The 23,800-nt window shown below is 48.3% G+C and carries 19 protein-coding genes; 13 read left to right on the top strand and 6 right to left on the bottom strand.

What is annotated here, in order from left to right; genetic code table 11:
• A partial coding sequence (locus FTO70_RS16950) for a hypothetical protein (RefSeq protein ID WP_255336953.1) occupies nucleotides 1-2,591 on the top strand: 2,591 nt, incomplete at its 5' end.
• 310 nt (nucleotides 2,592-2,901) lie between these two features.
• Here the strand turns inward: FTO70_RS16950 and FTO70_RS16945 are convergent.
• Complete coding sequence (locus FTO70_RS16945; RefSeq protein WP_255336952.1) at nucleotides 2,902-3,111, bottom strand: DNA gyrase C-terminal beta-propeller domain-containing protein; 210 nt, start codon at nucleotides 3,109-3,111, stop codon at nucleotides 2,902-2,904.
• Between the two features lie 182 nt (nucleotides 3,112-3,293).
• On the opposite strand from FTO70_RS16945, the gene FTO70_RS16940 reads away from it, so the two are divergent.
• The gene (locus FTO70_RS16940; RefSeq protein WP_255336951.1) at nucleotides 3,294-4,583 is read left to right on the top strand and encodes an ATP-binding protein; all 1,290 of its coding nucleotides are present in this window, start codon (nucleotides 3,294-3,296) and stop codon (nucleotides 4,581-4,583) included.
• A 339-nt stretch (nucleotides 4,584-4,922) separates the two neighbouring features.
• On the opposite strand, the gene gyrA is transcribed toward FTO70_RS16940, so the two are convergent.
• The 5 genes from gyrA to FTO70_RS16915 form a co-directional block, all read right to left on the bottom strand.
• On the bottom strand, nucleotides 4,923-7,718 hold the full coding sequence (gyrA, locus tag FTO70_RS16935) for a DNA gyrase subunit A (protein ID WP_255336950.1): 2,796 nt from the start codon (nucleotides 7,716-7,718) through the stop codon (nucleotides 4,923-4,925).
• A gap of 10 nt (nucleotides 7,719-7,728) precedes the next feature.
• The gene (gene gyrB / locus FTO70_RS16930; RefSeq protein WP_255336949.1) at nucleotides 7,729-9,633 is read right to left on the bottom strand and encodes a DNA topoisomerase (ATP-hydrolyzing) subunit B; all 1,905 of its coding nucleotides are present in this window, start codon (nucleotides 9,631-9,633) and stop codon (nucleotides 7,729-7,731) included.
• Between the two features lie 659 nt (nucleotides 9,634-10,292).
• The gene (locus FTO70_RS16925; protein ID WP_255336948.1) at nucleotides 10,293-11,423 is read right to left on the bottom strand and encodes a DNA topoisomerase IV subunit A; all 1,131 of its coding nucleotides are present in this window, start codon (nucleotides 11,421-11,423) and stop codon (nucleotides 10,293-10,295) included.
• A 1-nt stretch (nucleotide 11,424) separates the two neighbouring features.
• The gene (locus FTO70_RS16920; RefSeq protein ID WP_255336947.1) at nucleotides 11,425-13,290 is read right to left on the bottom strand and encodes a DNA topoisomerase VI subunit B; all 1,866 of its coding nucleotides are present in this window, start codon (nucleotides 13,288-13,290) and stop codon (nucleotides 11,425-11,427) included.
• Between the two features lie 431 nt (nucleotides 13,291-13,721).
• Nucleotides 13,722-13,952, bottom strand: a complete 231-nt coding sequence (locus FTO70_RS16915) for an Lrp/AsnC ligand binding domain-containing protein (protein WP_255336955.1) — start codon at nucleotides 13,950-13,952, stop codon at nucleotides 13,722-13,724.
• A gap of 427 nt (nucleotides 13,953-14,379) precedes the next feature.
• Between FTO70_RS16915 and FTO70_RS16910 the strand changes: the two genes are divergently transcribed.
• From FTO70_RS16910 to FTO70_RS16860, 11 genes are all read left to right on the top strand, one after another.
• Entirely contained in the window at nucleotides 14,380-15,006 is a 627-nt protein-coding gene (locus FTO70_RS16910) for a magnesium transporter (RefSeq protein WP_255336946.1), read from the top strand.
• A complete protein-coding gene (locus FTO70_RS16905; protein WP_255336945.1) occupies nucleotides 15,003-15,581 on the top strand; it encodes a magnesium transporter in 579 nt (192 codons plus the stop codon). The genes FTO70_RS16910 and FTO70_RS16905 overlap by 4 nt, the downstream gene beginning before the upstream one ends.
• Before the next feature lie 268 nt (nucleotides 15,582-15,849).
• Entirely contained in the window at nucleotides 15,850-17,049 is a 1,200-nt protein-coding gene (locus FTO70_RS16900; RefSeq protein WP_255336944.1) for a potassium channel family protein, read from the top strand.
• Nucleotides 17,050-17,219: 170 nt separating this feature from the next.
• Entirely contained in the window at nucleotides 17,220-18,098 is an 879-nt protein-coding gene (locus FTO70_RS16895) for a DUF362 domain-containing protein (RefSeq protein ID WP_255336943.1), read from the top strand.
• A gap of 292 nt (nucleotides 18,099-18,390) precedes the next feature.
• Nucleotides 18,391-18,597, top strand: coding sequence for a hypothetical protein (locus tag FTO70_RS16890; RefSeq protein WP_255336942.1), 207 nt, complete (start codon nucleotides 18,391-18,393; stop codon nucleotides 18,595-18,597).
• 372 nt (nucleotides 18,598-18,969) lie between these two features.
• On the top strand, nucleotides 18,970-19,593 hold the full coding sequence (locus tag FTO70_RS16885; protein WP_255336941.1) for a YbhB/YbcL family Raf kinase inhibitor-like protein: 624 nt from the start codon (nucleotides 18,970-18,972) through the stop codon (nucleotides 19,591-19,593).
• A gap of 42 nt (nucleotides 19,594-19,635) precedes the next feature.
• Entirely contained in the window at nucleotides 19,636-20,169 is a 534-nt protein-coding gene (gene msrA / locus FTO70_RS16880; RefSeq protein WP_255336940.1) for a peptide-methionine (S)-S-oxide reductase MsrA, read from the top strand.
• Nucleotides 20,170-20,295: 126 nt separating this feature from the next.
• The gene (gene ccmA, locus FTO70_RS16875; RefSeq protein WP_255336939.1) at nucleotides 20,296-21,009 is read left to right on the top strand and encodes a heme ABC exporter ATP-binding protein CcmA; all 714 of its coding nucleotides are present in this window, start codon (nucleotides 20,296-20,298) and stop codon (nucleotides 21,007-21,009) included.
• A gap of 182 nt (nucleotides 21,010-21,191) precedes the next feature.
• Entirely contained in the window at nucleotides 21,192-21,872 is a 681-nt protein-coding gene (locus tag FTO70_RS16870; protein WP_255336938.1) for a heme exporter protein CcmB, read from the top strand.
• 3 nt (nucleotides 21,873-21,875) lie between these two features.
• The gene (locus tag FTO70_RS16865; protein WP_255336937.1) at nucleotides 21,876-22,025 is read left to right on the top strand and encodes a hypothetical protein; all 150 of its coding nucleotides are present in this window, start codon (nucleotides 21,876-21,878) and stop codon (nucleotides 22,023-22,025) included.
• A 235-nt stretch (nucleotides 22,026-22,260) separates the two neighbouring features.
• The gene (locus FTO70_RS16860; protein WP_255336954.1) at nucleotides 22,261-22,980 is read left to right on the top strand and encodes a cytochrome c biogenesis protein; all 720 of its coding nucleotides are present in this window, start codon (nucleotides 22,261-22,263) and stop codon (nucleotides 22,978-22,980) included.
• The last annotated feature ends 820 nt before the right edge of the window (nucleotides 22,981-23,800 follow it).

Genomic DNA, 23,800 nt, shown 5'->3' with positions numbered 1-23,800 from the left:
CTGAAATGGGTGTTGGCAGCATAGCAAATCTTGAAAAGGCGGTAGTTCTTTACGATGAAGCTCAGAATATTTTTCCAAAAACAGGTTCAGATTATGCTTATGCGTTGGTGAATGAAGGTAATGCAAGAAAAGCACTTGCTGAAATGGGTGTTGGCAGCATAGCAAATCTTGAAAAGGCGGTAGTTCTTTACGATGAAGCTCAGAAAATTTTTCCAAAAACAAGCTCATCTTTTTCTTTTGCATTGATAACTGAAAGTAATGCAAGACAAACACTTGCAGAAATGGGTGTTGATAGTAAGGAAAATCTTGAAACTGCAATCCATCTTTGTGAGATTGCCCTTGAAATTCTTACAAAAACAAGCTCAGGTTATTCTGTTGTGTTGGTAAACGAAAGTAATGCAAGACTAGGACTTGCAGAGATGGGTATTGATAGTAGAGACAATCTTGAAACTGCGATCCGCCATTGTCGAACTGCTCAGAAAATACTTCCAAAAACAAGTTCAGATTACGCTCTTGCGTTGATGAACGAGGGTAATGCAAGATTAAGACTTGCAGAAATGGGTATTAATAGTAAGGAAAATCTTAAAACTGTGATCGTTCTGTATGGGGATGCCCGAGAAATCTTCCCCAAAAAGAGTGCAGAGTATGCTCTTGTGTTGATGAACGAGGGTAATGCAAGAAAAACACTTTCAGAGATGGGTATTGATAGCAAGAAAAATCTTGAAACTGCTGTTTATCTGTACAGAGCTGCTCAGGAAATGTTCCCAAATACAAGTTCAAACTACGCTCTTGCGTTGATGAACGAAAGTACTGCAAGGCTCAGACAAGCTGAGATGGGTATTGATAGCAAGAAAAATCTTGAAATTGCTGTTCATCTTTGTAGGTTTGCTCGGGAAATATTCCCAAATACAAGTTCAAACTACGCTCTTGCGTTAGATAACGAAGGTAATGCAAGATTAAGACTTGCAGATATGGATATTGATAGCAAGAAGAATCTTGAAATTGCTGTTCATCTTTACAGGGCTGCCCAAAAAATTATCCCAAAAACAAGTCCATATTACGCTGGTGCACTGATGAAAGAGGGTTGTGCAAGCCAGGGACTTGAGGAGATAAGCGTTAATAGTAACTACAAATTCGAAAACTCAAAGAAATTATTGTTGAGAAGCATTTCAATTCTTGAGGAATTGGGAGATGGATGGAGATATTCTATTGCCTTATTGAATTTTAACAGACTACTAAAAGACAATTTCTACAAAACAGGAGATGAGAAACATCTCGAAGAATGGGAGAGAAATCTCGGCGATATTGAAGAAAAAATAAAAGATCGAGATATCAGATATAAAGAACTTGTAATGGCAAGAATTCATGAAATACGTGCCAGCTTATTTGAGTTTGAAGGGAAATCGGGGATAAACAAGGCATCTCGTGAATATGATAAAGCCTATGAGCTTTCAAAAGATCCCTTCTACAAATTTATGGATGAATTCTGCCAGGCACGAATTGACACCAAATATTTTTGTGAACTTGTGTCCGGTTGGGAAGAAATAGAGAAAAAAGGTATCTTCCTAGACTATTATGATTACACGGTCTTTGAGTGCCATCTGGAAAATGCTTTGAAAAGTACCATTGACGAAGAAGATGAGTTGAAACTTGCAGTAGAAAAGCTTACAGAAATAAGAGACCGGACACAAATTAAAATCATTAAAGATAGAGTTTCTGCTTACATTTATCTCTTGCAGGCTCTTGTTGACTGCTTTACTAAGGAATCATACACCGAAGCAGCAGAAAATGTTAAATTGGGCTGTAAAATCTTCCGTGAATGTGGAGATGAGCAGGGACAGCAAATGTGTGAGATTTTTCACAATGCAGTTGTGAAAAAAAGAGACCCAAATGCGTGGCAAGATATCATCAGAAACAGGGAATTTTCTTCTAATTTTTATAGTCTTCTTTGTGAGTATTCGGACCGTAAAAGAGTAGATATGGAATCGTACAAACTGGATCATATCTACGAAACTGTAAATAGAACTGAGGAGAAAGTGGATAAACTTCAGGTTACTTTGAATCAAGGTTTTTCTGAAATTAAGGATCAGATCGAAGATGGATTCAACGGCACAGTTTCCGAACTGAGGGAAATCAAAGGCGAAATTAACTCGATTCAGCGTGATCTTGAAGGTTTATTGCAGGTTTCGAATGAAATCAATAGCAAGGAAGGGGAGCGTGTCCGTGAGTTCGTAACAGAGATTCTTGCTCTTATGAAAAAAGGAGATTCTGAAGCTTTAAACCGCTTCCTTGAAGAAATTGTTCAAAAAGAGCCGTCCTTTGCTGAACTTATTGAAAATTCCGATGCCCCTGAAAAAGATAAAGAAGAAGCAAAATCAAAACTTTCCGGCTTCAAAAAGGTAGCAGAATCAGTTAACGAGAAAATAATATCCTTTGGCAAAAACGTTACAAATGAGATTTTCGTCGATTTGACAGCAGGTGAAATCATAAAACTGCTTACTCCGATGATGTCAATGGCTGCTTTTGGAGTACCTATTCCTTCTCAGGTTGTTGAGATCTTAGCTGCTGTCACAAAAGGGCTTGTAAAATAAGTTGAAATTCTCTTTTTATCTGGCCTACTTTTTATTCTAGTCAATTACTCTTTTAAATTTCGGACTCCGCCGCCAGCTCCGCTGGCGTATGGTTGCCCTGTTCTCTAAAAATCATTAAGACTTCAAAGGACCCTGAATTCTTAATATCCTCCAAAAAACCGGCACTTCCCCTCTCCAAAAAAATCAATTCGAAAAAAATCACCCCAAAAAAATCAATAAATCCGCCCGGTCTCTCCCCAAACCGAATGAAAACCCCACCGCCGGAAATCCTCCCTCAAAAAATCTCCGGCGGGGGCCAAATTACATTCGATTATTCTTCTTCGATTTCTCCTGCCACGGGCAGTTTCATCTGTTTTTCATCATCACCGTTTTCGGGTTTGATTCTTGCCATGCTTACGACTTTGTCGCCGGTCTTGAGGTTCATGATGCGGACGCCCTGGGTGTTCCTGCCCTGGACGGAGATGTCTTTGGCGGGGATGCGGATTATTATTCCTTCGACGCTGGTGATCATGATTTTCATGCAATTTGTCACTCTGGCGGAACCTGGATGATTTTTCTCAGAAATTACAGTAAAGGCCAGAGGGAAATGATCAAAAATAAGAGGTTCATTTTTAAACCTTACATTGATATTTAATATCCATTTATAAATAGTAGTAAAATGCCAACGAAAGCTATATAAACAAACTTACAGATCTAACTTATATGGAGAAAAGTCAGCTTCGCCAGGTAATAGTTGACCAGCAGGATTCTTTCAGGAAAGGGGAGGAGCTTGTTTTCCGGGATGTTGAGCTTGAGAGATACCTCAAGGGGGATGAAATCGTTATCATCTCGGGGATCAGGCGGTGTGGGAAGAGTTCACTTTTGAAGTTGATAGCCGGGCAGCTTGAGGGAGTGAAGTTTTATGTGGACTTCGATGATATCCGGCTTTCGGATTTTGAGGTCCGGAATTATCAGGATTTGCAGGACCTGGTGATTGAGCTTTATGGGAAGGAGATGGAGAAGAGTGAGACCGAGCAGGTGTATTATTTTTTTGATGAGATACAGAACGTTCCGCTCTGGGAAAGGTGGCTGAACAACCTCTACAAAGAAGGCAAAAAGGTATTTGCCACGGGTTCGAATTCTCAGCTCCTCAGTTCGGAAATATCTACCTTCCTGACCGGAAGAAACAAAGTGCTCAAGCTCTTTCCTTTTTCCTTCAGGGAATTCCTCCGCCTGAAGGGGACAGGAATTACAGAAGAAGAACTCAGATCTGGCCTGCTAACCAGTTCTCAAAAAGCTGTCTTATTCAGGAATTTCCTGGAATACTTCGAAAATGGAGGTTTTCCGCTTGTCCTGAAGAGCGGAGATCTCGAACTCTCCAGGGGGTATTTTGAAGATATCCTTAACAAAGACATTCTGGTCCGTTACAATATAAAAGAAGTGGGAGCTCTCAAAGACCTTATACTGTTTCTGCTTTCTAATGTGGGTAGAGTGTATTCCTACTCCACATTAAGAAGCATAAGCGGGATAAAGAGTTTAAGCACGATCAAAAACTACCTTGATTATTTCCAGAATGTGTTTTTGCTCTATCAGCTCCCAAGATTTGACTACTCTCTCAAAAAGCAGAAGATTTCGCCTTCTAAAGTCTATGCTATAGACAATAGTTTTCTGAAGACAGTAGCTTTCAATTTCTCCGAGAATAAAGGACAGAGACTGGAAAACCTGGTCTTTGTTGAACTGGCTAGAAGAGAAAAAGAAGTGTATTACCATTCCGGGAAAAAAGAATGTGATTTTGTGCTAAGAGAAGGACTGAGAATTAGTGAGGCAATTCAGGTTTCAGTAGACCTTAGCACTCCAGAAACAAAGAAAAGGGAAATTGAAGGAATCAAAGAGGCTATAACGGCTTATAAACTGGACTACGGGCTTATCCTGACGCTTGAAGAGGAAGACGTACTGGAAGTAGAAGGGAAAAAAATCTTGATAAAACCGGTATGGAAATGGCTGTTGGAGTGAAAAATACATTCAGTTTTTCTTGAAACATCTTGAATGACAGTGGACGATCTAAGTGTGCCTGGCTAAATAAGCTTCCAGCTCTACAGGCGTATAGCTGCCCTGTTTTTAAGAAACATCCCGACTCAAATCCATCCCCTGAATTCTGATAATCGGTCAAAAACCGGCACCTACCCTCTCCAAAAAAATCAATTCGAAAAAACCCACCCAAAAAAATCAATCTCTCGACCGGCCTCTCCCCTCACCGAACGAAAACCCCACCGCCTGAAGTTCAATCCCCCAAAACCATCCTCCCTGCGGTGGTCGGGTGAAGCTTTATTCGTCTTCACCCGGATCCGTTATTCAGTATTCTTCGTCTTCTTCTACTTCTTCTTCCTCTTCCTCTATTTCTTCGTCAGTTTCCTCGTCAAATTCCTCTTCTTCCGGTTCCTCGAATTCTTCGGCTTCTTCCTCTTCGGCCTCTACTTTCATTTCCGGTTTTCCGGGTTTGAGGTCGGTGAGTTTCAGCTGTTTTTCGTCTTCTTCGGGTTTGATTCTTGCCATGCTTACGACTTTGTCGCCGGGCTTGAGGTTCATGATCCTTACGCCCTGGGTGTTTCTGCCCTGGACGGAGATGTCTTTGGCGGGGATGCGGATGATGATGCCTTCGGCGCTGGTGAGCATGATCTCGTCGTCGTCGCATACGGATTTGACGTTGGCTACGTGGCCGTTCCTGAGGCTTGTGATGATGGTGATCACGCCTTTTCCGCCCCTGTTCCGGACCGGGTACTGGGAGTATTTTGTCCTCTTGCCGTAGCCGTTTTCTGTGACCGTGAGGAGGGTTGCGGACTCGTCGACCAGGTCCATGCTGACGACCTCGTCGTCGGAGCCTTCGAGGGTCATGCCGCGGACGCCTCTTGCTGCACGGCCCATGGCGCGGACAACGTTTTCGGAGAAGCGGATGGATTTTCCTTTCTTTGAGACTATCACGACTTCCTGTTCCCCGTCGGTCTGGAGGACTTTTACGAGCTCGTCGCCTTCATCAAGGCTGACTGCGATGATGCCGGCTTTCCTGGGGTTGCGGAATTCCGAAAGCGGGGTCTTTTTGACCGTGCCTTCCCTGGTCGCCATCAGGAGGTACTGGTCTTCCCTGAATTCCTTGACCGGGATCATGGCGTTGACCATCTCCCCGTCCTGGAGTTCCAGGAGGTTTACGATGGCTTTTCCGCGGGACTGGCGGGAGCCTTCGGGAATCTCGTAGACCTTCTGCCAGTAGAGCCTGCCCCTGTTGGTGAAGAAGAGGATGTAGTTGTGGGTTGAGGAGATAAAGAGGTTCTCTACAAAGTCTTCCTCTTTGGTCTCCATGCCGATTATGCCCCTTCCTCCCCTGCGCTGCATGGAGTAGGTATCGAGCGGGATGCGCTTTACGTATCCGCTGTTTGTGATCGTGACAACCACGTCTTCTTCGGGGATGAGGTCTTCGTTTGTGACTTCGGCAGCGTCATGCACAAGCTTTGTCCTGCGGGCGTCCCCGTACTTTTCCCTGAGCTGCAGGAGTTCTTCTTTTATAATCCCGTATTTCAGCTCGTCGCTTGCAATGATTTCTTTGAGTTCGGTAATCAGCTTTATGAGGCCTTCCAGTTCATCCAGGATCTTCTGGGTCTCAAGCCCTGTCAGGCGCTGCAGGCGCATATCCAGGATAGCCTTTGCCTGGACCTCGTCAAGAGCGAAGTTGTCCATCAGGCCCTGCTTTGCCTCATCCGCGTTTGCGGAGTTTTTGATAAGGGCAACCACTTCGTCCACGTTGTCCAGGGCGATCTTGAGCCCGTCCAGGATGTGGGCCCGCTCTTCGCTCTTCCTCAGGTCGTAGAGTGTCCTTTTCTGGATGACGTCAAGCCTGTGGTGGAGGTAGATTTCCAGGAGCTCTTTCAGGTTAAGGTACTTCGGCTGCCCGTCTACCAGGGCGAGGTTGATGATCCCGAATGTGGACTCCATCTGGGTGTGCTTGTAGAGCTGGTTTAAGACGACTTTCGGGTTCGTGCCCCGGGAAAGCTCGATTACGACCCTGATGCCTTCCCTGTCGGACTCGTCCCGCAGGTCCGTGATGCCCGTAATGACCTTTTCCCGCACCAGCTGGGCGATGTTTTCGATCATCCTGGCCTTGTTCACCTGGTAGGGAAGCTCGGTTACGACGATCTGCTCTTTGTCTTTCTTTAACTCCTCAATTTCCGCAACCGCCCTCATCTTCACCGGGCCCCTGCCGGTCATGTAGGCGGACTTTATGCCTGCGGTCCCCAGGATCTGGGCGCTTGTGGGAAAGTCCGGGCCTTTAATCACGGTCATGAGTTCCGAAATCGCCGTTTCCGGGTTTTCGATAAGCATGAGGGTCCCGTCAATGACCTCTGCTATGTTGTGGGGGGGTATGTTCGTAGCCATTCCGACGGCAATTCCCGTGGACCCGTTGATAAGAAGGTTCGGAAGCTTTGCAGGAAGGACCTCGGGCTCTTCTAAGGATCCGTCGTAGTTAGGCCTGAAGGGCACGGTCTCCTTATCAATGTCGACAAGCATCTCCTCTGCTATTTTGTCCATGCGGACTTCGGTGTAACGCATGGCTGCAGCCGAGTCCCCGTCAATGGACCCGAAGTTTCCCTGCCCGTCGATCAGCGGGTACCTGAGTGAAAAGTCCTGCACCATACGCACGATACTGTCGTAAACGGCGGTGTCCCCGTGGGGGTGGTACTTACCGAGCACGTCACCAACTACACGGGCGGACTTTTTGTAAGGTTTTTCGTGGGTAATCCCTGCCTCTTTCATTGCATAGAGGATCCGGCGGTGGACCGGTTTCAAGCCGTCCCTGGCATCGGGAAGCGCCCTTCCGACGATTACGCTCATGGCATAGTTGATGTAGGAGCGCTTCATCTCGTCATTGATCAGGACTGGCACAATTCCCTTTTTTTCGGTTTCGGGTCCTTCATCCGGCTCTTCGGGGATAATGGGAGCCCCGGCTCCCGGCCCGGGCTGGTCATCCGGGTCATCAGGGATAATGGACGCCTGGATAAGGGTCGCCTGGTAAGATTTTTTCAATTCGGCTTCGGATTTGTTTTCGCCTTCGGATTTGTTTTCGGCTTCGGATTTGTTTTCGCCTTCGTATTCTGCCATTTTTCACACCTCAGATGTCCAGTTCCCCTACCTCTTTCGCGTGTGTTTCGATAAACTTCCTGCGCGGTTCGACCTCGTCTCCCATAAGGATACGGAAGATCTCGTCGGCATGGATGGCATCTTCCAGGGTTACCTGCAGAAGGGTCCGGGTCTCCGGATTCATGGTGGTTTCCCAGAGCTGTTCGGGGTTCATTTCCCCAAGCCCTTTGTAGCGCTGGATGGAGAGGTTTTTGTCCCCCAGTTCCTTTTTCTTGCTCTCCAGTTCCCTGTCCGAGTACACGTAATAATCAGCCTTGCCTTTCTTTATCCGGTAGAGAGGAGGCTGGGCGATGTACACGTACCCGGCATCGATCAGGGGCCTCATGTAGCGGAAGAACATGGTAAGGAGAAGGGTCCTGATGTGCGCCCCGTCCACATCGGCATCGGTCATGATGATTATCTTGTGGTAGCGGGCGTTTTCTAAGGAGAAGTCCTCACTGACCCCTGTCCCGAAGGCGGTGATCAGGGAAACAATTTCGTTGTTTTTCAGGATCTTTGCAAGCCTGGATTTCTCCACGTTCAGGATCTTGCCCCGGAGGGGTAAAATAGCCTGGAAACTCCGGTTTCGGCCCTGTTTTGCCGAACCGCCTGCCGAGTCTCCTTCTACTATATATATTTCGCAGGCTGCCGGGTTCTTATCAGAGCAGTCCGCAAGTTTTCCCGGGAGAGTGCTGACCTCAAGGGCGCTCTTTCTCCTGGTAAGTTCCCTTGCCTTCTTTGCAGCTTCCCGGGCCCTCTGGGCCAGGAGGGCTTTTTCCAGGATGATGTTTGCAACCTTCGGGTTTTCCTCAAAGTATTCGGAAAGCCCGTCCGTAACCATGGAGTCCACGATCCCTTTGACATCGCTGTTCCCCAGCTTTGTCTTGGTCTGCCCTTCAAACTGGGGCTCCATAAGCTTGACGCTGATGATTGCAGTCAGCCCTTCCCTTACATCGTCCCCCGAGAGCTTCATGTCCTCTTTTGTGAGCTTGTTGGCTTTAATGTAATCGTTTGCAACCCTTGTAAGTGCGCTCTTGAACCCGATTATGTGGGTCCCGCCTTCATGGGTGTTGATGTTATTTGCAAAAGAGTACACGTTTTCCGCATAGCTGTTCGTGTACTGCATTGCAATTTCCACAATCATGTCGTCTTTTTGCCTCTCAAAGTAGATCGGCTTTTCGTGGAGAGGCTGCTTTTTCTTGTTCAGGTACTCCACGAATTCCACGATCCCTCCTCCATAGGAGAAAACATCCGACTGCCCTTCGGGAGTCCTTAAGTCTTTCAGGGAGATGGTGATGCCCCTGTTCAGGAATGCCAGTTCCCGCAGCCTGTTTGAAAGGATGTCGTACTGGAACTCGGTGGTCTCGAAGATTTTTGCATCGGGCTTGAAGGTGGTTTTTGTGCCGGTTTCTTCGGAAGTCCCGATTTCCTCTACCGCATGTTCAGGAGCCCCGCGGGCATAGCGCTGGAAATATGTCTTCCTGTCCCTCCTCACTTCCACATTCAGCCATTCCGAAAGGGCGTTTACTACCGATACTCCTACGCCATGCAGCCCTCCAGAGACCTTGTAGGTATTCTTATCGAACTTCCCTCCCGCATGCAGGATTGTCATCACGACTTCCAGGGCGGATTTCTTGTGCACGGGGTGGGGATCGATGGGGATACCTCTCCCATTGTCCAGGACCGTGACGCTCCCGTCAGGGTTGATCGTGACATCGATCCTGGTACAGAAGCCTGCAAGGGCTTCGTCAATGCTGTTGTCAACGACTTCGTAGACAAGGTGGTGGAGCCCGCGGCCGTCCGTGCTCCCTATGTACATGCTGGGACGTTTCCGGACTGCCTCCAGGCCTTCAAGCACCTGGATCCGCGAAGCATCGTAAACCTGTTTATCACTCATTTGGGGTTATTCTCCATGAAAATCTGGTAAAAGTAATATTATAAATCTCGTAACATTTCATTACATTTTTCAAAATTCGCGGGAAAACTCTGTTCAAAATGGAACTCTAAAAATCGCGCCAATTCTATTAGCCTTCAAGTTTTATTTGGTAATTTTTATATTTGCTTTTTATGTTTCTGCCGCAAACCAGATTCAATATGCGCTCATATATTTTAAGCCTTTAGCTTGCCCTGATTAAGAGCTCGATTTTACGCTGTTAATTCCCTGAAAAAGGGTACATTTTCTCACATTTTTCCTTAAAACGGTTCCCTTTCTCTATAAATTTTTCGTATGTTTTTATGTTAAATAAATATTTACTGTAAACCGGCAGAAAAAGCCATCTCTACCTGGGGGCTGGAGGCCTATTGGAGCAAGCCGGAATTTTCCCTGCCTTTCCAGGCCTGAGGTGCATCAGATGTACTCTTCAGTCATTGGAGTATACTTTTTGGTCAGTGGGGTGTACTTCCCAGCCATTCACATGTATTCTATGGTTTTTCTGGTGCATTTAATGGTTATTCGAGTGGATGAGCCGGGCATCCCGGAACCCGAATTCATCCGCACGATTCATTCACCGGACTTATTCACCGAATTCATTCGCTAGATCCATTTCCTGGATTCTTTCACACCATTCCTATCTCTTTGAGCCTGTTCGGGAGGTAGACCTCGGTTACGAAGTCCAGGCCCTTTCCTGCAAAGGCCTGCTGTTCAGCCTTCTTCCCGATATCGAGCTGGAGCTGGATCTGCTCTTTCCAGTATTCGGACTCAAAGCGGGGGTCGGAAAGTTCGCTCCGCAGCGCGCTTACGTCCTGTTCGGTGAGCTTGTCCGTGGAGAGTTCGTATTCCACGATATCCGAGGGCTGGACCCCAAGGAATTTGGCAGCAGGGGTTGCCATGAACTCCGAGAGGTGGGCACTTTTGATGGCCCCGTAGGCGACAGAGGCATAGATCCTGTAGGACCACGGGTCGCCGTCAGTAAAGACTGCAACAGGGATTCCCAGTTCTTCGTTCATGCGCTTGATTATCCTGCGTGTGGACCTGGCCGGCTGGCCCTTGAGGTGGACAAGAATTGCATTATAAGCCTCGTCAAACCCGTTTTCCATCAGCCGTGCATACATACCGCCGGTCTCTATGGCTATAATCATGTTGGCGTCGTGGCTTTTAAACTCGATGTTTTCCACGTTGAAGGGGATCTGGTACCCGCCTTCTCCCACGTCCTTCTGGCAGTGGATGTTCCGCTCCCCGCGCTTGGTCTGCTCGGAGATCTCGACCGGCCCGAACATGGTAGCCCCGTCTTCTTCAGGGCGCATGTGGAAATATTCCCTCTGGAGGCTTGTCAGGAGTTCAAGGTCTTCGATCAGGCGGTCGCTTTCGGCCTGCTCCTTGAACTTGGCGGCGTCCCAGCCTTCCGAGATATAATAAAGTTCTCGAAGGGTTGAGCCGCGGTTCTGGGCCAGGTGTTCCTTTATGAGGAAGTCCGTGGCGTAGGTTGTCTTGAGGAGCTGGAAGGCTCCTTTGACGGTCTTTGCGCTCCTTTCGCTTTCCCGGTCCCCGTAGACCCAGACATCGCTTTCGTCGCAGTACTCGATGTTTGCCTTTGTCCTGCTCGGGAGGCTGACGCTCGGGACGATCTCGTTTTCAAACTGGTCGTAGATCTTTCCCGCAAGCTCGAGCAGCCTGTCCCTGGCAAGGGCGTCACCTGCTTTCCTTTTATCGTCTACCTGTTCCCTTCTCCTGTCTCCTTCTCCGGCCATCTCACAACCCCCTGAAGGCTTTTGCCCCGGTTACCAGTTCTTCTTCGATCCCTTCCACGATCAGGGTGGGGAGCTTTCCGAGTTCCTCGCCGCTTGCACCCTCTATCCTGTAGCTGAGCACTTTTGAAGACCCGGCTGCTGCCGAGATGTCCCAGATATAATCGTAATCGTTCCCCATGGTCACTACCTTGGGTTCGGGCTTTGCAATGCTGATCCTGCATGGGAGCATTTCGTGCACCCTGAAAGAATATGCTGAAGTCCCGAAGTTCTTGACCTTGATTGCCACCTCGGCAGTCCCGTCCCCGTTCTTTTTTACTTTCCTGTGCACAAGTACGTTCCCCATGATTTTTGCAACCACAGGGCTGATATCAGGGACATCCTTTTCCAGGATGTTGGCGACCTTTACGGCCATTTTCGGGAGCACCTTGGTAATGATTATCTCTTTTTCCCGGCGTTTCTTGAGGTTGCTCTGCTTGCTGAGGTAGTGCTTCAATTTCCTTGCAACTTCCTTGACTGCAAGGTCTACTTCGTCTTTGATTACCGGGATATCTGCAATCGCGTCCTTTGACTCCGAGGTAAAGGGCACGTTAATGGAAGCCACGTGGATCAGGAGGATTGCCGGGCCGACAGGAATCCCGCCCCCGGGCTGGTTCAATCCGTACTGTTTCCATTTGATGTCTTCTACGGCATGTGTGGTCACGCAGCCCCCCTGCTGGTAAAGCAGAGGCACCCGGTTGGCATAACGCAGGATGCTGACCTTTTCTTCCTTTGGCAGGTTTCCCCCGTAGGCAAGCCCCACTTCCACAACGAAGGGGTTTCCGGAATACACGGCTGGCTTCCGGGTGCTTGTGGCAATGAAATCCACATTCGTCTCTTTCTCAAGCCCCCGGTAGATCAGGTCTTCCCCTATGGGGGAGAGACAGTCGGTGGGAGGGGCCATGATCTTTACTTTCTGGAAAGCCTCTATCAGTTTCCGGGCTTCGTGGCGGCCCAGGACATGAGGGTCTATTTCGGGGTCAAGCCCGGCAGCCTTGCAGATCTCCTCGGCTGTCAGGAGTCCTATCTTGCTGAAGGAATAGCGGAGGAACGGGGCAAGTTTCTGGCGCTCGGTGTAGTGGAGCATTTTCATAAGGGTCCCGAGCTCGATGCCTTCGGGGTGGGGCAGGATTTCTTCTGCGGGTTTTGGCATCTTGTCCGTAGCCCTTTCGAAGACCTCTTCATTTCCGTCAGGTTCGATCAGGGTGATCCGGGCATGGGGGTTTACGATGGCTGTGGCTTTGAGGTACTCGTAGATAGACTGCCTTCTCCCCTTCACGTAGGCAGCCTTCATCTCCAGTTCGATCTGGGTCCCGTGGGGACGGAACCAGTCCTTTATTTCGTCTACAAGGATATCGGGCTCATTCGTACTGGTGTTGATCATGAGCTCGTAATAGTGGGCCGGGGTGCTGGATCCCGTCTTGGAGAGGATTTTTGTGTGCCTCCCTGCAGTCATCTGGGCGTAGAGCACGGCTGCGGAAATCCCTATCCCCTGCTGCCCCCTGCTCTGCTTGAGGGCATGGAACCTTGACCCGTAGAGGAGTTTGGCAAAGACTTTCGGGATCTGCTCCTTTACGATCCCGGGCCCGTTGTCCTCCACGATTACCGTTACGTATTCCTGCCCCGTCCTTTCTATCTGGACAAGGATGTCCGGCAGGATCCCGGCTTCTTCGCAGGCATCAAGGGCGTTGTCCACAGCTTCCTTCACGGTCGTAATCAGGCTTCTCGGCGCGGAATCAAAACCCAGTATGTGTCGGTTTTTTTCAAAAAACTCTGCGACACTTATTGATTTTTGCTTCTTTGCGAGTTCTTCTGCAATGGGGACTTCCATGGAATTTTACCTCGGGCGGAAAATCAATCTAATATTCAGCTGAATGTTCTGTAATTGGATATTCGGTTGGATGCTTAATAATCAGATTTTCAGTGATTTGATGTTCAGCTGGATGCTTAATAATCAGGTTTTCAGTGATTTGATGTTCAGCTGGATGCTTAATAATCAGATTTTCAGTAATTTGATGTTCAATAACTGGATGTTTAGTCGGATGCTTAATTCTCGGATCTTAATAATCGGACCTTAACGGCATCCCATTGAATAAATGTATAAGGTTGCGGATTCTTATTAATAAGTATTTGGAGAATAAATCTCTACCGTAATAAATATCCGGGGTGATAAAAATCAATGCATCATAAAAAAGATGTCGGGTTTTCGGCCTTTTCCGGCCGGGATTGCCGGGGCTTTGAGTTACGTGCAATTCCGGGAACTCAGAGTTCGGCTCCGACAATTGTCTGGGTTGCGGTCACGGCGTCACTTTCCCTTATCCTGTCCACCACGGAATTGAGGATGCTCAGGTCTTTGACTTCTATGATTACGACGAAGTCATACTCGCCGAAGACGTGGTAGACGTCCTTTGTCCCTTCTATGCTCTTCAATTCTGCGTATGCTGCTTTTTCATGTCCTGGCAGCACGTTAATCATTGTAACTCCTATAACCATGTCACTCAATTACAGGTAAAGGCTGCAAGTTATTTATTTCTTGTTGGAGCTTTTCAGGAAAAAGCGGTTTTCCTGTTAAAATTTATTCCCCAGAAGGGCATTCCTTTATGTCTCCCTTTATGTCTCCCTTTATGTCTCCCTTTATGTCTCCCTTTATGTCTCCCTTTATGTCTCCCTTTATGACTTCCTGTTTTCTTTCTTTACCTTATGTCTTCCTCAATGTCTTCCTTTATGTCTCCCTTTATGTCTCCCTTTATGACTTCCTGTTTTCTTTCTTCACCTTATGTTTTCTTCTTCATGTTTTTCTGTTTGTTTCCCCCACGTTTTCCTTTATCTCTGAGAGGAGTAGCAAAAAGGCATTTTTCGACAGCTTTGGATCCTGGGCATTACCGATTATTTTAATAATATCAGTGTATTATACAGGCACATGCCCCACGAGTCGCACAGGGACGAGGACATTTACGAGTCCCAGTTCATAGAAAAATACCTGAGCGAGTACGCGAGTATATCGTCAATCGTACGTGAGGCATTGCCTTTTGAACTTGTTGCAACGGTTGGAGGGGTCATTGCAGGGGTCATTTTTTCCGGCATGACCAAGGAACTCGATATGATACCGGGGCTGATTGTGATCTATCCCGGGCTGCTGGGGCTTCGCGGGAACATCTCTTCTACTCTCGGTTCCCGGCTGGGCAGTGCAATCCATATGGGGCTGATCACCGATATTGACAGGAATAACCCCGAACTCACCAACAACATCTCTGGCTCCCTGCTCCTGGGTTTTATGATGGCTATCTTCCTCGGTTTTCTGGGGCATTTCGTCACTCTTGCCCTGGGGTTTGAAAGTGCCGGGGCATTCAAACTTATTCTTATCTGTGTAATTTCTGCGCTTACTTCCGGGGTCATCCTTTCCTTTGTTGCGGTCCTGCTGGCCATAGGGATGTTCCGGTTCGGTTTTGACCCGGATAATGTTGTCACGCCTTCCATTGCCACAATCGGGGACATCGTTTCCATGTTCATGCTCTTTCTCTCGGCAAAACTGGTGGTGATGCTGTGAGAAGGGCTGTAAGCGGGCGGTGCTACTACACGGTAGAGGGAATTGTCCGGCGGGGGACACCTGTACTTCTGGTAACCTGTATAATCGGGATCATTGTCGGACAGATCCTGAATTCCAGGGAGGAAAGCCTCATTTCAATGCCGGCCTTGCTGGTCCTTATCCCTTCCCTTATCAAGATCGGGGGCGATACCGGCAGCATGCTCGGAGCCAGGCTCTCTTCGGCTTTCCACATGGGGCTTGCCGGGCATATCTACGGGAACCCCGTTGTCCAGAACAGCGTGATTGCCGCAGGCATCGTGGGCCTGGCCTCCTCGTTTTCGGTAAGCGTGCTCGTCTGGCTTGTGAGCCTGCTTTTGGGGTTCGGGATGCCGTACCTGACCCTGCTGGAAATCAGCCTGATTGCGGTTTCAATTGAACTGGTCGTGGTATTCTCTGCAACGGTTGCTATTGCTTTTGCCTCCCACCGCTTCGGGCTCGACCCTGACGATACCGTGATACCTTTTATAGCGACTCTCGGAGACCTGGTGGGTGTTACCGGGATCTTCGTTGCCCTGCATATCCTGAACATTCTGTGATCTTAATGAGTTCTGTGTTTAAAATGAGTTACGTGATGCAATATGCAGCCTCCGGAGGGCGTTAAAAAAGGGTTCAATCGGGGCTCACAACAGGTCTTTTTACTGTTTAACCTGGCTTATCTGTGCTATAATCGGGCTTTTTTGATTCAAGCATTATTTTTATTTCTCATTTATTTAAGCCCTGAAACTTTAGCAAATCGAAAATTAATAATTACTATAAGGTACATACTGATACACACCAATAATTTGTAGAGTTGATACAGAGACCATGTTCCCTAAAGAATTCAGGTACAGTCCAAGAAATCTCAAAGATTTGTTGACTGAGATGAAGGACACTTCCGAACTCATGGTAGACCTTGCATACTCTGCTATGATCTATGATGACGAGGACATCGCAGAAGAGGTGCTCAACCTTGAAGATAAAATGGACACTCTTGACTATTACATGAAGATGGCTGCGATGTTAAGCACACGGAGGGTCGACGAAGCCGAAGAACTCCTGGGAGTTTTAAAGGTTGCCGCATCCTCGGAAAATATCGCAAACGCTGCCGGAGACATTGCCAAGATCGTTCTCATGAACATGGGCATCCCCATGGAACTGAAGGTGGCCCTCCGGGAAGCTGAAGAGACCATCGTCAGGGCAACCGTAGCCTCCGAATCCCCCATGGCAGGACGCAACCTTGGCGACCTGGAGCTCGATATAGAGACCGGGATGTGGGTGATCGCAATCCGAAGAAGTGAAGAGTGGATTTACGACCCTGAAAAAGAGACCCGAATCCGCCCGGGCGACGTGCTGATTGCCAGGGGGCATGATGAGGGAGTCCCCCTTTTCTTTGAGATGGCGACCACCAGGAAGTTCGTGCCGAGGGAAATCGAGCACGATAAAATCTTAAAAGACCTCGAGCACGCCGTGGACATTATCGTGGACATGAAGAACATGTCCGAACTCTCGGTAGGGCTTGCATACTCTGCAATTCTCTTTGATAACGAAGACATCGCATACGAGGTCAGTGCAATCGAGTCCGAAATGGACTCCATGAAATACGAACTCCAGCACTGGGTCCTTGAGACAGCAAAGCACGTCTCGGACGTAAACCTGCTCAGGGGCATCCTGCACCTGGCAAGCGCTTCCGAAGCTATTTCAGACGCAGCCTACGATATTGCGGACACCGTGCTAAGGGATATCGAACTCCACCCCATCATCACCCTTGCCGTCCGGAATTCCGAAGAGGTTATCACCCGGCTGCAGGTTGAAAAGTGCTCTCCCATCGTGGGCAAGACCTTTTCCGAGCTGAAGCTCGAAACCGAAACAGGGCTGCATGTGATGGCAATCAAGCGGGAAGAACGCTGGGTCTATGCCCCGAAAGGCAACACTGTTGTCCAGGCAGGAGACATGCTGATTGCCCGCGGCTCCAGGATCGGAGAAGGGGCACTTATCGAGATGTGCGAGTGCAAGCTTCGCCAGTAATTGTTTTTATCGCTTTCCGGGGAATCCCGAAAACAGAACACCCTGAAAAAGGGCGGGTCAGGTGCCGCAGTTTTTCTGCCGCTTCCTCCCTTTTTCTTTCCCTATTTCTTGCACACCTTTCTTGTGGTTTTTATATCCCGTGACTCCAATTACTCTATGGAGGGATGAGTATGGCATTTGTTGGAGTTTCAAGAAATCCCGATATCCCGGAGTCCGTAAAGACGGCTGTGGAGCTTGCAGGCGGGCTTGGTATCGAGAAAGGATCGACCGTCCTGCTAAGGCCCAATGCGAATACGGCTGACCTGCCCCCGGGTTCCACAAATCCCGAGGTGTTGAGGGGCGCCATCCGGGAGGTTAAGAAATACAACCCTGGCAGGATCATCGTTGCCGAAAAGTCCATGAGCTCCCTGGACACGGAGAAGGTGATGAAAAAGCTCGGGCTCTGGCAGGTAGCAGAAGCCGAAGGAGTGGATGAAATCCTGACTTTTGATCGCATGAAGCGCTGGCATGTAAAGCCGGACGGGGCTTCTTCCTGGCCCCTGGGTTTTTACGTCCCGGAAATGCTGGCCGCGGTTGACTACACGGTCGCCCTTCCGGTTATCAAGACCCACTGGACTGCGACGTTTACAATGGGCCTGAAGTCCCAGATCAGCATTACTGCAGACCGGGACAGGGCGCAGCTCCCCCACGGGAAACACAGGGACACGCTCTTCGGGAACATGATCGCGGAAGCAAACCTTGTTTACATGCCCGATTTTTACATCTCCGATGCCATGAAGTGTTTTGTGACTGAGGGCCCGAACATAGGTACCCTGCGGGAACCGGGGATTATTCTCGCAAGTCCCGATGTGGTCGCAAACGACGTTGTGGGCCTTGCCCTTCTCAAGACCCTGGGTACGGTCCCTGAAATCCAGGACTACTCGGTCTGGGCCCAGCCGCAGATCAGAAGGGCTGTGGAACTCGGGCTTGGGGCAGGGGACAGGGATGAAATCACGGTTAAGAGTGCCGGGGTCGGGGAAATTGAAGAAATTATAGGAAACCTTGCCTGATTCGGAACTGAAGCTGATGCAGAATTGAAGCTGATTCGGAATCCGGGCTGATGCAGAATTGAAGCTGATGCAGAATTGAAGCTGATTCGGAATCCGGGCTGATGCGGAACTGAAGCATCTGAATATCCATACGGTGTGCTTCTGTTAGCCCAGATTCTTTTTTTGTTATCTCTGTTCTGGGTTTTTGTATTGCCCCTGTCTTTACTTCTCCCATGACTTTTTAAATATGCTCACATGCCACCCAAATTTATTTATTTTCAACTGCCCCATAAGTTATGGGGGTACTTTTTCCATGAAATGTGAAATTTGTGAAGCAGAAAGTGATGCAAGATACTGTAAGGAATGTGGCGACATCATGAACGATGTTATCAGACAGGTGGGGGAAGCCCGCTGGGCTGCAATTGACGATTGTTCGTATATTTATCCGCTGGTCCGGCGTGTGGGCAAGGGAGAACTTACAGTTCATGATATAATCCAGTCCCTTGACGTGGAAGACTGATTTTCGGTTTCTCGGGTTTTTCGGGATTCCGGAATTTCGGGGTTCCAGGATTCCAAATTTTAAGTTTGGGAAACAGTCTCGAAGATGTTGTCCTTCAGGAAAGCCGGTTGCTTGCTGGAGCTCGTTTCCTGCATCTCCGGTTCCTGTCATATTTCTTAATTAGCGGAGGTGCTGGCGCGCTACTGCCTGCGGGGGTTAAATGCAACATAAGTGCTTGAAGTACATGATTACTTGAAGCACGTGATTACTTGAAGTTAATCACTTGAAGTGCATAATCGCTTGAAGTATATCAGTATTTGAAGTAAGCGTTCACATGCAGGGTTAAACAAACCTTAAAGTTATATCTCTTCAGCTTGAATATTAAACTGTTAAGTGAATTCCCGCAAGGATTCGGGAAAGGTCAGGATAATGAACAGGCGAGCCGGAATGGTCTTATCGGTATTCCTGCTGGCAGGAGTGCTGGTGTTTTCGGGATGCATGGAAAACGGGGTAAAGGACGACTCAGATGCAGCCGAAGAGATTCAAGATGCCGGCAGAGGGGATGAGGATGTGGATTTCCAGATTGTGAAAGTTTTCAGCAGAGCATTTGAACCTAACGGCATGATCCCCGCGAAATACACCTGTGACGGGGCAAACGTCAACCCGCCTCTCGGGTTCGAAGATGTTCCGGAGGAAGCGGAGAGTCTTGTGCTTATTGTGGACGACCCTGATGCATCCATGGGGACGTTTACGCACTGGGTCATCTGGAACATAGAGCCGGTTTCGAATATAGAAGAAGACAGTATCCCCGGAGTCGAGGGGATAAATGATTTCAGGAAAATGGGATATGGAGGGCCCTGTCCTTCTTCAGGCACCCACAGATATGTCTTCAGGGTCTATGCCCTGGACAGGCAGCTTGAGCTTAAGGCAGGGGCCGGGAGAAAGGAGCTCGAAAATGCGATGATCGGGCACATACTTGCAGAAGGAGAACTGGTTGGCAAATATGCCAGATCCTGATTTTCCTGAAGTTTGAAAGGGGGTAAGAAACTGGGAGAAAATGTGAAGAGTGAACATAGCGAAGACTTTTTTGAAAATCCCGGGGAAGGGCTGGAAAAAGCCACCTTTGCAGCAGGTTGTTTCTGGGGCATTGAAGCGGCCTTCCGGCAGCTTAAGGGCGTTGTTGCAACAGCTGTCGGCTACACGGGAGGGCACTTTGAAAACCCTACTTACGAATACGTCTGTACCGATAAAACCGGACATGCGGAGGCCGTGAGAGTAATCTTCGACCCCGCCGTGGTTTCCTATGAAGCCCTGCTTGACGTTTTCTGGCAGGTCCACGACCCGACAACAAAAAACCGCCAGGGCCCGGATGTAGGGAGCCAGTACCGCTCCGTGATTTTTTACCATTCGGAAGAGCAAAAAGCTGCTGCTTTTGCCTCAAGGGAAAAGCTCGAAAAGTCTGGTGTTTTCAAAGACCCCATAGTGACCGAGATCGTGCCGGTTTCCGCCTTCTACATGGCCGAAGATTACCACCAGCAGTACTTTGAGAAGAAAGGGTTCCTGCAGCAAATACTCCGGAGCCTGAAGAAATAATCTTGATAGCTCGAATCTTGATAGCTCGAATCTTGATAGCTCGAATCTTGATAGATCAAATCCTGGCAAACCCGCGGGAAACCATATAAAAAGATTAATTTAGAGGGATTCCTAAAGTAGTTCCGGATGGAATACGCGGTCTCAATACGGAAACTTTCAAAGGCTTTCGGGAAATCCCCTGTCCTGAAAAACCTGGACCTCGACCTCAAAAAAGGTGAGTTTGCGGTCGTCTTCGGCCCGAACGGGGCCGGAAAGACCACTCTTTTGAAGCTGATCGCGACCCTGGCCGAGCCTACCGGAGGTTCGGTTTTTGTATCCGGATTCAACGCTGCCGAGGAGCCGGAAAAGGTACGGAATGAAATAGGAATGCTCTCCCACGAGCCCTACCTCTACGGCGAGCTTACGGCCCGTGAAAACCTCCGTTTTTTCGGGCAGATGTACGGCCTGGACAAGCAGAAACTTGAAGAAAGGATCGCCCATCTCCTGAAGGAGGTTGGCCTTGAAACAAGGGCAGATGAGAGGGTTAACACTTTTTCCAGGGGAATGAAGCAGCGGCTTTCCATTGCAAGGGCCCTTATCCACGAGCCTTCCCTGCTCCTTCTGGATGAACCCTACACCGGCCTTGACCCAAAAGCTTCAGAGGTATTTGAAAATCTCCTTAAGAGCCCGGCCTTTGAAGGGAGCAGCAAAATAATGGTTTCCCACGACCTTGAACGGAGCTTTGCCCTCTGCGACAGGGTCCTGGTCCTTAATGCAGGCAGGTTTGTATACGACGGGCTTAAAACAAACTTCTCCGGGTTTGAAGATTTCCGGGAGAAGTGCGCTCCCCTGCTGACCTGAAGTGGAGACGGACAGAGGGCAGAAAAAGGATAATGAGACTTATTGATGCAAACCGGAAATAGAGCAAATTAAACTCAGAGCAAATTAAACTCAACAAATAAAAGATAGCTTATATATTTTATAAGAAAAGAATATTTGAGTTCAAAAAGGATTTTTGATAACATAAAAAAGGAGTTTTAAAAATGATCCGGAGCTTCTATATCGCCGCAAAAGACCTGAAAGCCGAGTTCCGGACAAAGCAGATGCTCAATTCCATGTTTATCTTTTCCCTCATGGTACTTGTGGTTTTCAGCATCTCTTTTGGGGATTTCCTAGGGGACAGTGCAAAAGTGGCAAAGCTTGCTCCCGGCGTGCTCTGGGTCTCTTTCACCTTTGCGGGCATGCTCGGGCTTTCCCGGACCTTCGTGCTTGAAAGCGAAAACGGCTGCCTGGAAGCTCTCAAACTCTGCCCTGTGGACAGGGGCACCATCTATACGGGAAAGGTCCTCTCAAACCTGGCAATCATGTTCCTCATGGAGATAGTAACCCTGCCCTTTTTCATCGTGCTCTTCAACTACGGGCTTGATCCTCGCGCCCTGCTCCTGCTCGCCCTCATCCTTCTGCTCGGGACTTTTGGCTTCATAGCTGTCGGGACCCTTCTCTCCGCACTTACCCTTGGCACCCGTACCCGGGAACTTCTCTTGCCCGTACTTCTTCTGCCTGTGCTCCTCCCCGTCCTGATCCCTGCAGTTGAAGCGACAGCCGGAATCCTGGCGGGGAACGGCATTGTGGGCATCTCTTCAGAACTCCGGCTGCTTGCGGCCTATGACCTGGTGTTCTTTGTGGTTTCCAATCTGGTCTTTGAGTATGCGATCTCGGACTGAAAAATGGGAGGACATATAGAGATACAGGAGAAGAGATACAGGAGAAGAGATACAGGAGAAGAGATACAGGAGAAGAGATACAGGAGAAGAGATACAGGAGAAGAGATACAGGAGAAGAGATACAGGAGAAGAGATACAGGAGAAGAGAGATAGGGAATGAGAGGCAGGGAAATTTTGAAAGTTTTTCGGTTAAAAACGAATCAATAATAAATAATGCGAAGTGATTGTAATTAATAGTGGGCCTACCTTCAGCTTATTTCGGCCTGGGAGCCAGGAGTTTTAATTCACTGGTAAATTATATTTATACGTTTGATTACATAAAGATACTTATCTCAGTATTAAACACTTATCCCAGTTTTATCTCAAATCATCGATGCACGTGAACAAAATGGCAGCAAATTCCAGAAAAACCGGAGGGCTGGCGGCTGCGGCGGCCGGCGTAATGCTTCTTGCGGTCTACATGATCTTTTTCTACCTCCCTCTCATAAGGGATGAGTCCGGGGAGGTCCTGAGCGGAAGCTTCAAGATATTTTTCTTCCACATGCCGATAGCCATCATCTCCTACCTGGCTTTCGTCATCGTGTTTGCAGCAAGCGTGTTCTACCTCCGGGAAAAAGCCCTCAAGTGGGACATCTATGCCCGCTCTGCCGCCGAAATCGGGGCCCTTTTTGCGTTCCTGGTCCTGGCCACGGGTTCGATCTGGGCAAAGGATGCCTGGGGTTGGTACTGGATCTGGGACATCAGGCTGACTACTTCCCTGGTCCTTTTCCTTGTCTACCTCGCCTACCTCATGCTCCGTAAGTCCCTGGAAGAGCCTGAAAAAAGGGCGCGGCTTGCAGCTGTTTTCGGGGTAGTTGGCTTCGTATCCGTCCCCTTGAGCTTTTTCTCCATCCGGCTCTGGCGCTCGGCTCACCCCCTCATGTTCGGAGGAAACACGGGCGGAAGCGGAGGAGGACTCGAAGGTACAGCTCTCCAGCTGACCCTATTCGTGAATTTCGCAGCTTATTTGCTGCTCTTCCTTGCCCTCTTTTCCCTTAAGGTGGATAATGAGAGGATGCAGGAAGAACTTGATGAGAAAAGATATGGGGAGTTTGAAGGGAGAATTTAAGAATAACAAATTTTCCTTTTAAGCTTCCCTTTTAAGCTTTCCTTTTAAGCTTCCCTTTTAAGCTTCCCTTTTAAGCTTCCCTTTTAAGGGCTTCGTAGAAATCCTGCTTTATTGCCGGAAAATCCCTGAGTGTGTCTGATTCCTGACCCTTATTAAGTTAGGTCTTTATTTTTATATCGTTCCCGGGGCTCTCCCCGCCCGCCTCAGAGGGCGGTCTTTTCCGAATTCACTGAGAAAAATTTCTTGCAAAATAAACTGCCAACGGAGTTCTGCGATCTGATTTCACATCCCGATTTTGATATTCTGCTTTCGCCATCTTACTTTTGACATCCCGCCTTCAACACATTACTTTCGCCATCTTGCTTTCTATTCCCTGCTTTCTACATATTGTCTCAAAGAAAAATCACGACATGAAAACCATGAAAATCGGAGAAGAGACTAATTCAAAAGTTTTTTGTTGTCCATGTGTATTTTTTTTCAGTCATCAAAATGACCTTTTTGGTTATGCAAATGTATTTTATTCAGTCTTTCGACCATTCGAATACAACTTGTATTCACTTAAGTCTATTTTATGAAAAAGCCGGTCGTCTTCGATGACCGGTGAGAGTGCTGGTACCTGAAGAGCAGATTGAAAAAAGGTTTTTAGGATAACTGAACAGGGAAACTACAGATACCCTGTCCGATTAATCCGGGGTGAACTACCCCTCCCTGCCTCCTTCGGAGTCGATGAAGGGGCTTCCTTCGAGTACTCGAATCATCCAGGTATTGGCTCTAAGAACTCAATACCCATCTTCAAGCCTGTTTGTCGAAGATTATCGGC

This window comes from Methanosarcina sp. KYL-1, assembly GCF_024372725.1.
GTDB lineage: Archaea > Halobacteriota > Methanosarcinia > Methanosarcinales > Methanosarcinaceae > Methanosarcina.
Note: the sequence above shows the minus strand (reverse complement) of the source record. Positions and strands in the feature narration are given on the sequence as shown.

What these genes read in the sequence shown, in the direction of transcription:
- FTO70_RS16915 (WP_255336955.1), bottom strand. Translation starts at nt 13,952, where the DNA reads ATGGTTATAGGAGTTACAATGATTAACGTGCTGCCAGGACATGAAAAA.
- FTO70_RS16900 (WP_255336944.1), top strand. Translation starts at nt 15,850, where the DNA reads ATGTTCCCTAAAGAATTCAGGTACAGTCCAAGAAATCTCAAAGATTTG.
- FTO70_RS16890 (WP_255336942.1), top strand. Translation starts at nt 18,391, where the DNA reads ATGAAATGTGAAATTTGTGAAGCAGAAAGTGATGCAAGATACTGTAAG.
- FTO70_RS16940 (WP_255336951.1), top strand. Translation starts at nt 3,294, where the DNA reads ATGGAGAAAAGTCAGCTTCGCCAGGTAATAGTTGACCAGCAGGATTCT.
- gyrA (WP_255336950.1), bottom strand. Translation starts at nt 7,718, where the DNA reads ATGGCAGAATACGAAGGCGAAAACAAATCCGAAGCCGAAAACAAATCC.
- FTO70_RS16925 (WP_255336948.1), bottom strand. Translation starts at nt 11,423, where the DNA reads ATGGCCGGAGAAGGAGACAGGAGAAGGGAACAGGTAGACGATAAAAGG.
- FTO70_RS16920 (WP_255336947.1), bottom strand. Translation starts at nt 13,290, where the DNA reads ATGGAAGTCCCCATTGCAGAAGAACTCGCAAAGAAGCAAAAATCAATA.
- FTO70_RS16865 (WP_255336937.1), top strand. Translation starts at nt 21,876, where the DNA reads ATGGGAGGACATATAGAGATACAGGAGAAGAGATACAGGAGAAGAGAT.
- gyrB (WP_255336949.1), bottom strand. Translation starts at nt 9,633, where the DNA reads ATGAGTGATAAACAGGTTTACGATGCTTCGCGGATCCAGGTGCTTGAA.
- FTO70_RS16895 (WP_255336943.1), top strand. Translation starts at nt 17,220, where the DNA reads ATGGCATTTGTTGGAGTTTCAAGAAATCCCGATATCCCGGAGTCCGTA.
- ccmA (WP_255336939.1), top strand. Translation starts at nt 20,296, where the DNA reads ATGGAATACGCGGTCTCAATACGGAAACTTTCAAAGGCTTTCGGGAAA.
- FTO70_RS16945 (WP_255336952.1), bottom strand. Translation starts at nt 3,111, where the DNA reads ATGAAAATCATGATCACCAGCGTCGAAGGAATAATAATCCGCATCCCC.
- FTO70_RS16870 (WP_255336938.1), top strand. Translation starts at nt 21,192, where the DNA reads ATGATCCGGAGCTTCTATATCGCCGCAAAAGACCTGAAAGCCGAGTTC.
- FTO70_RS16910 (WP_255336946.1), top strand. Translation starts at nt 14,380, where the DNA reads ATGCCCCACGAGTCGCACAGGGACGAGGACATTTACGAGTCCCAGTTC.
- FTO70_RS16860 (WP_255336954.1), top strand. Translation starts at nt 22,261, where the DNA reads ATGGCAGCAAATTCCAGAAAAACCGGAGGGCTGGCGGCTGCGGCGGCC.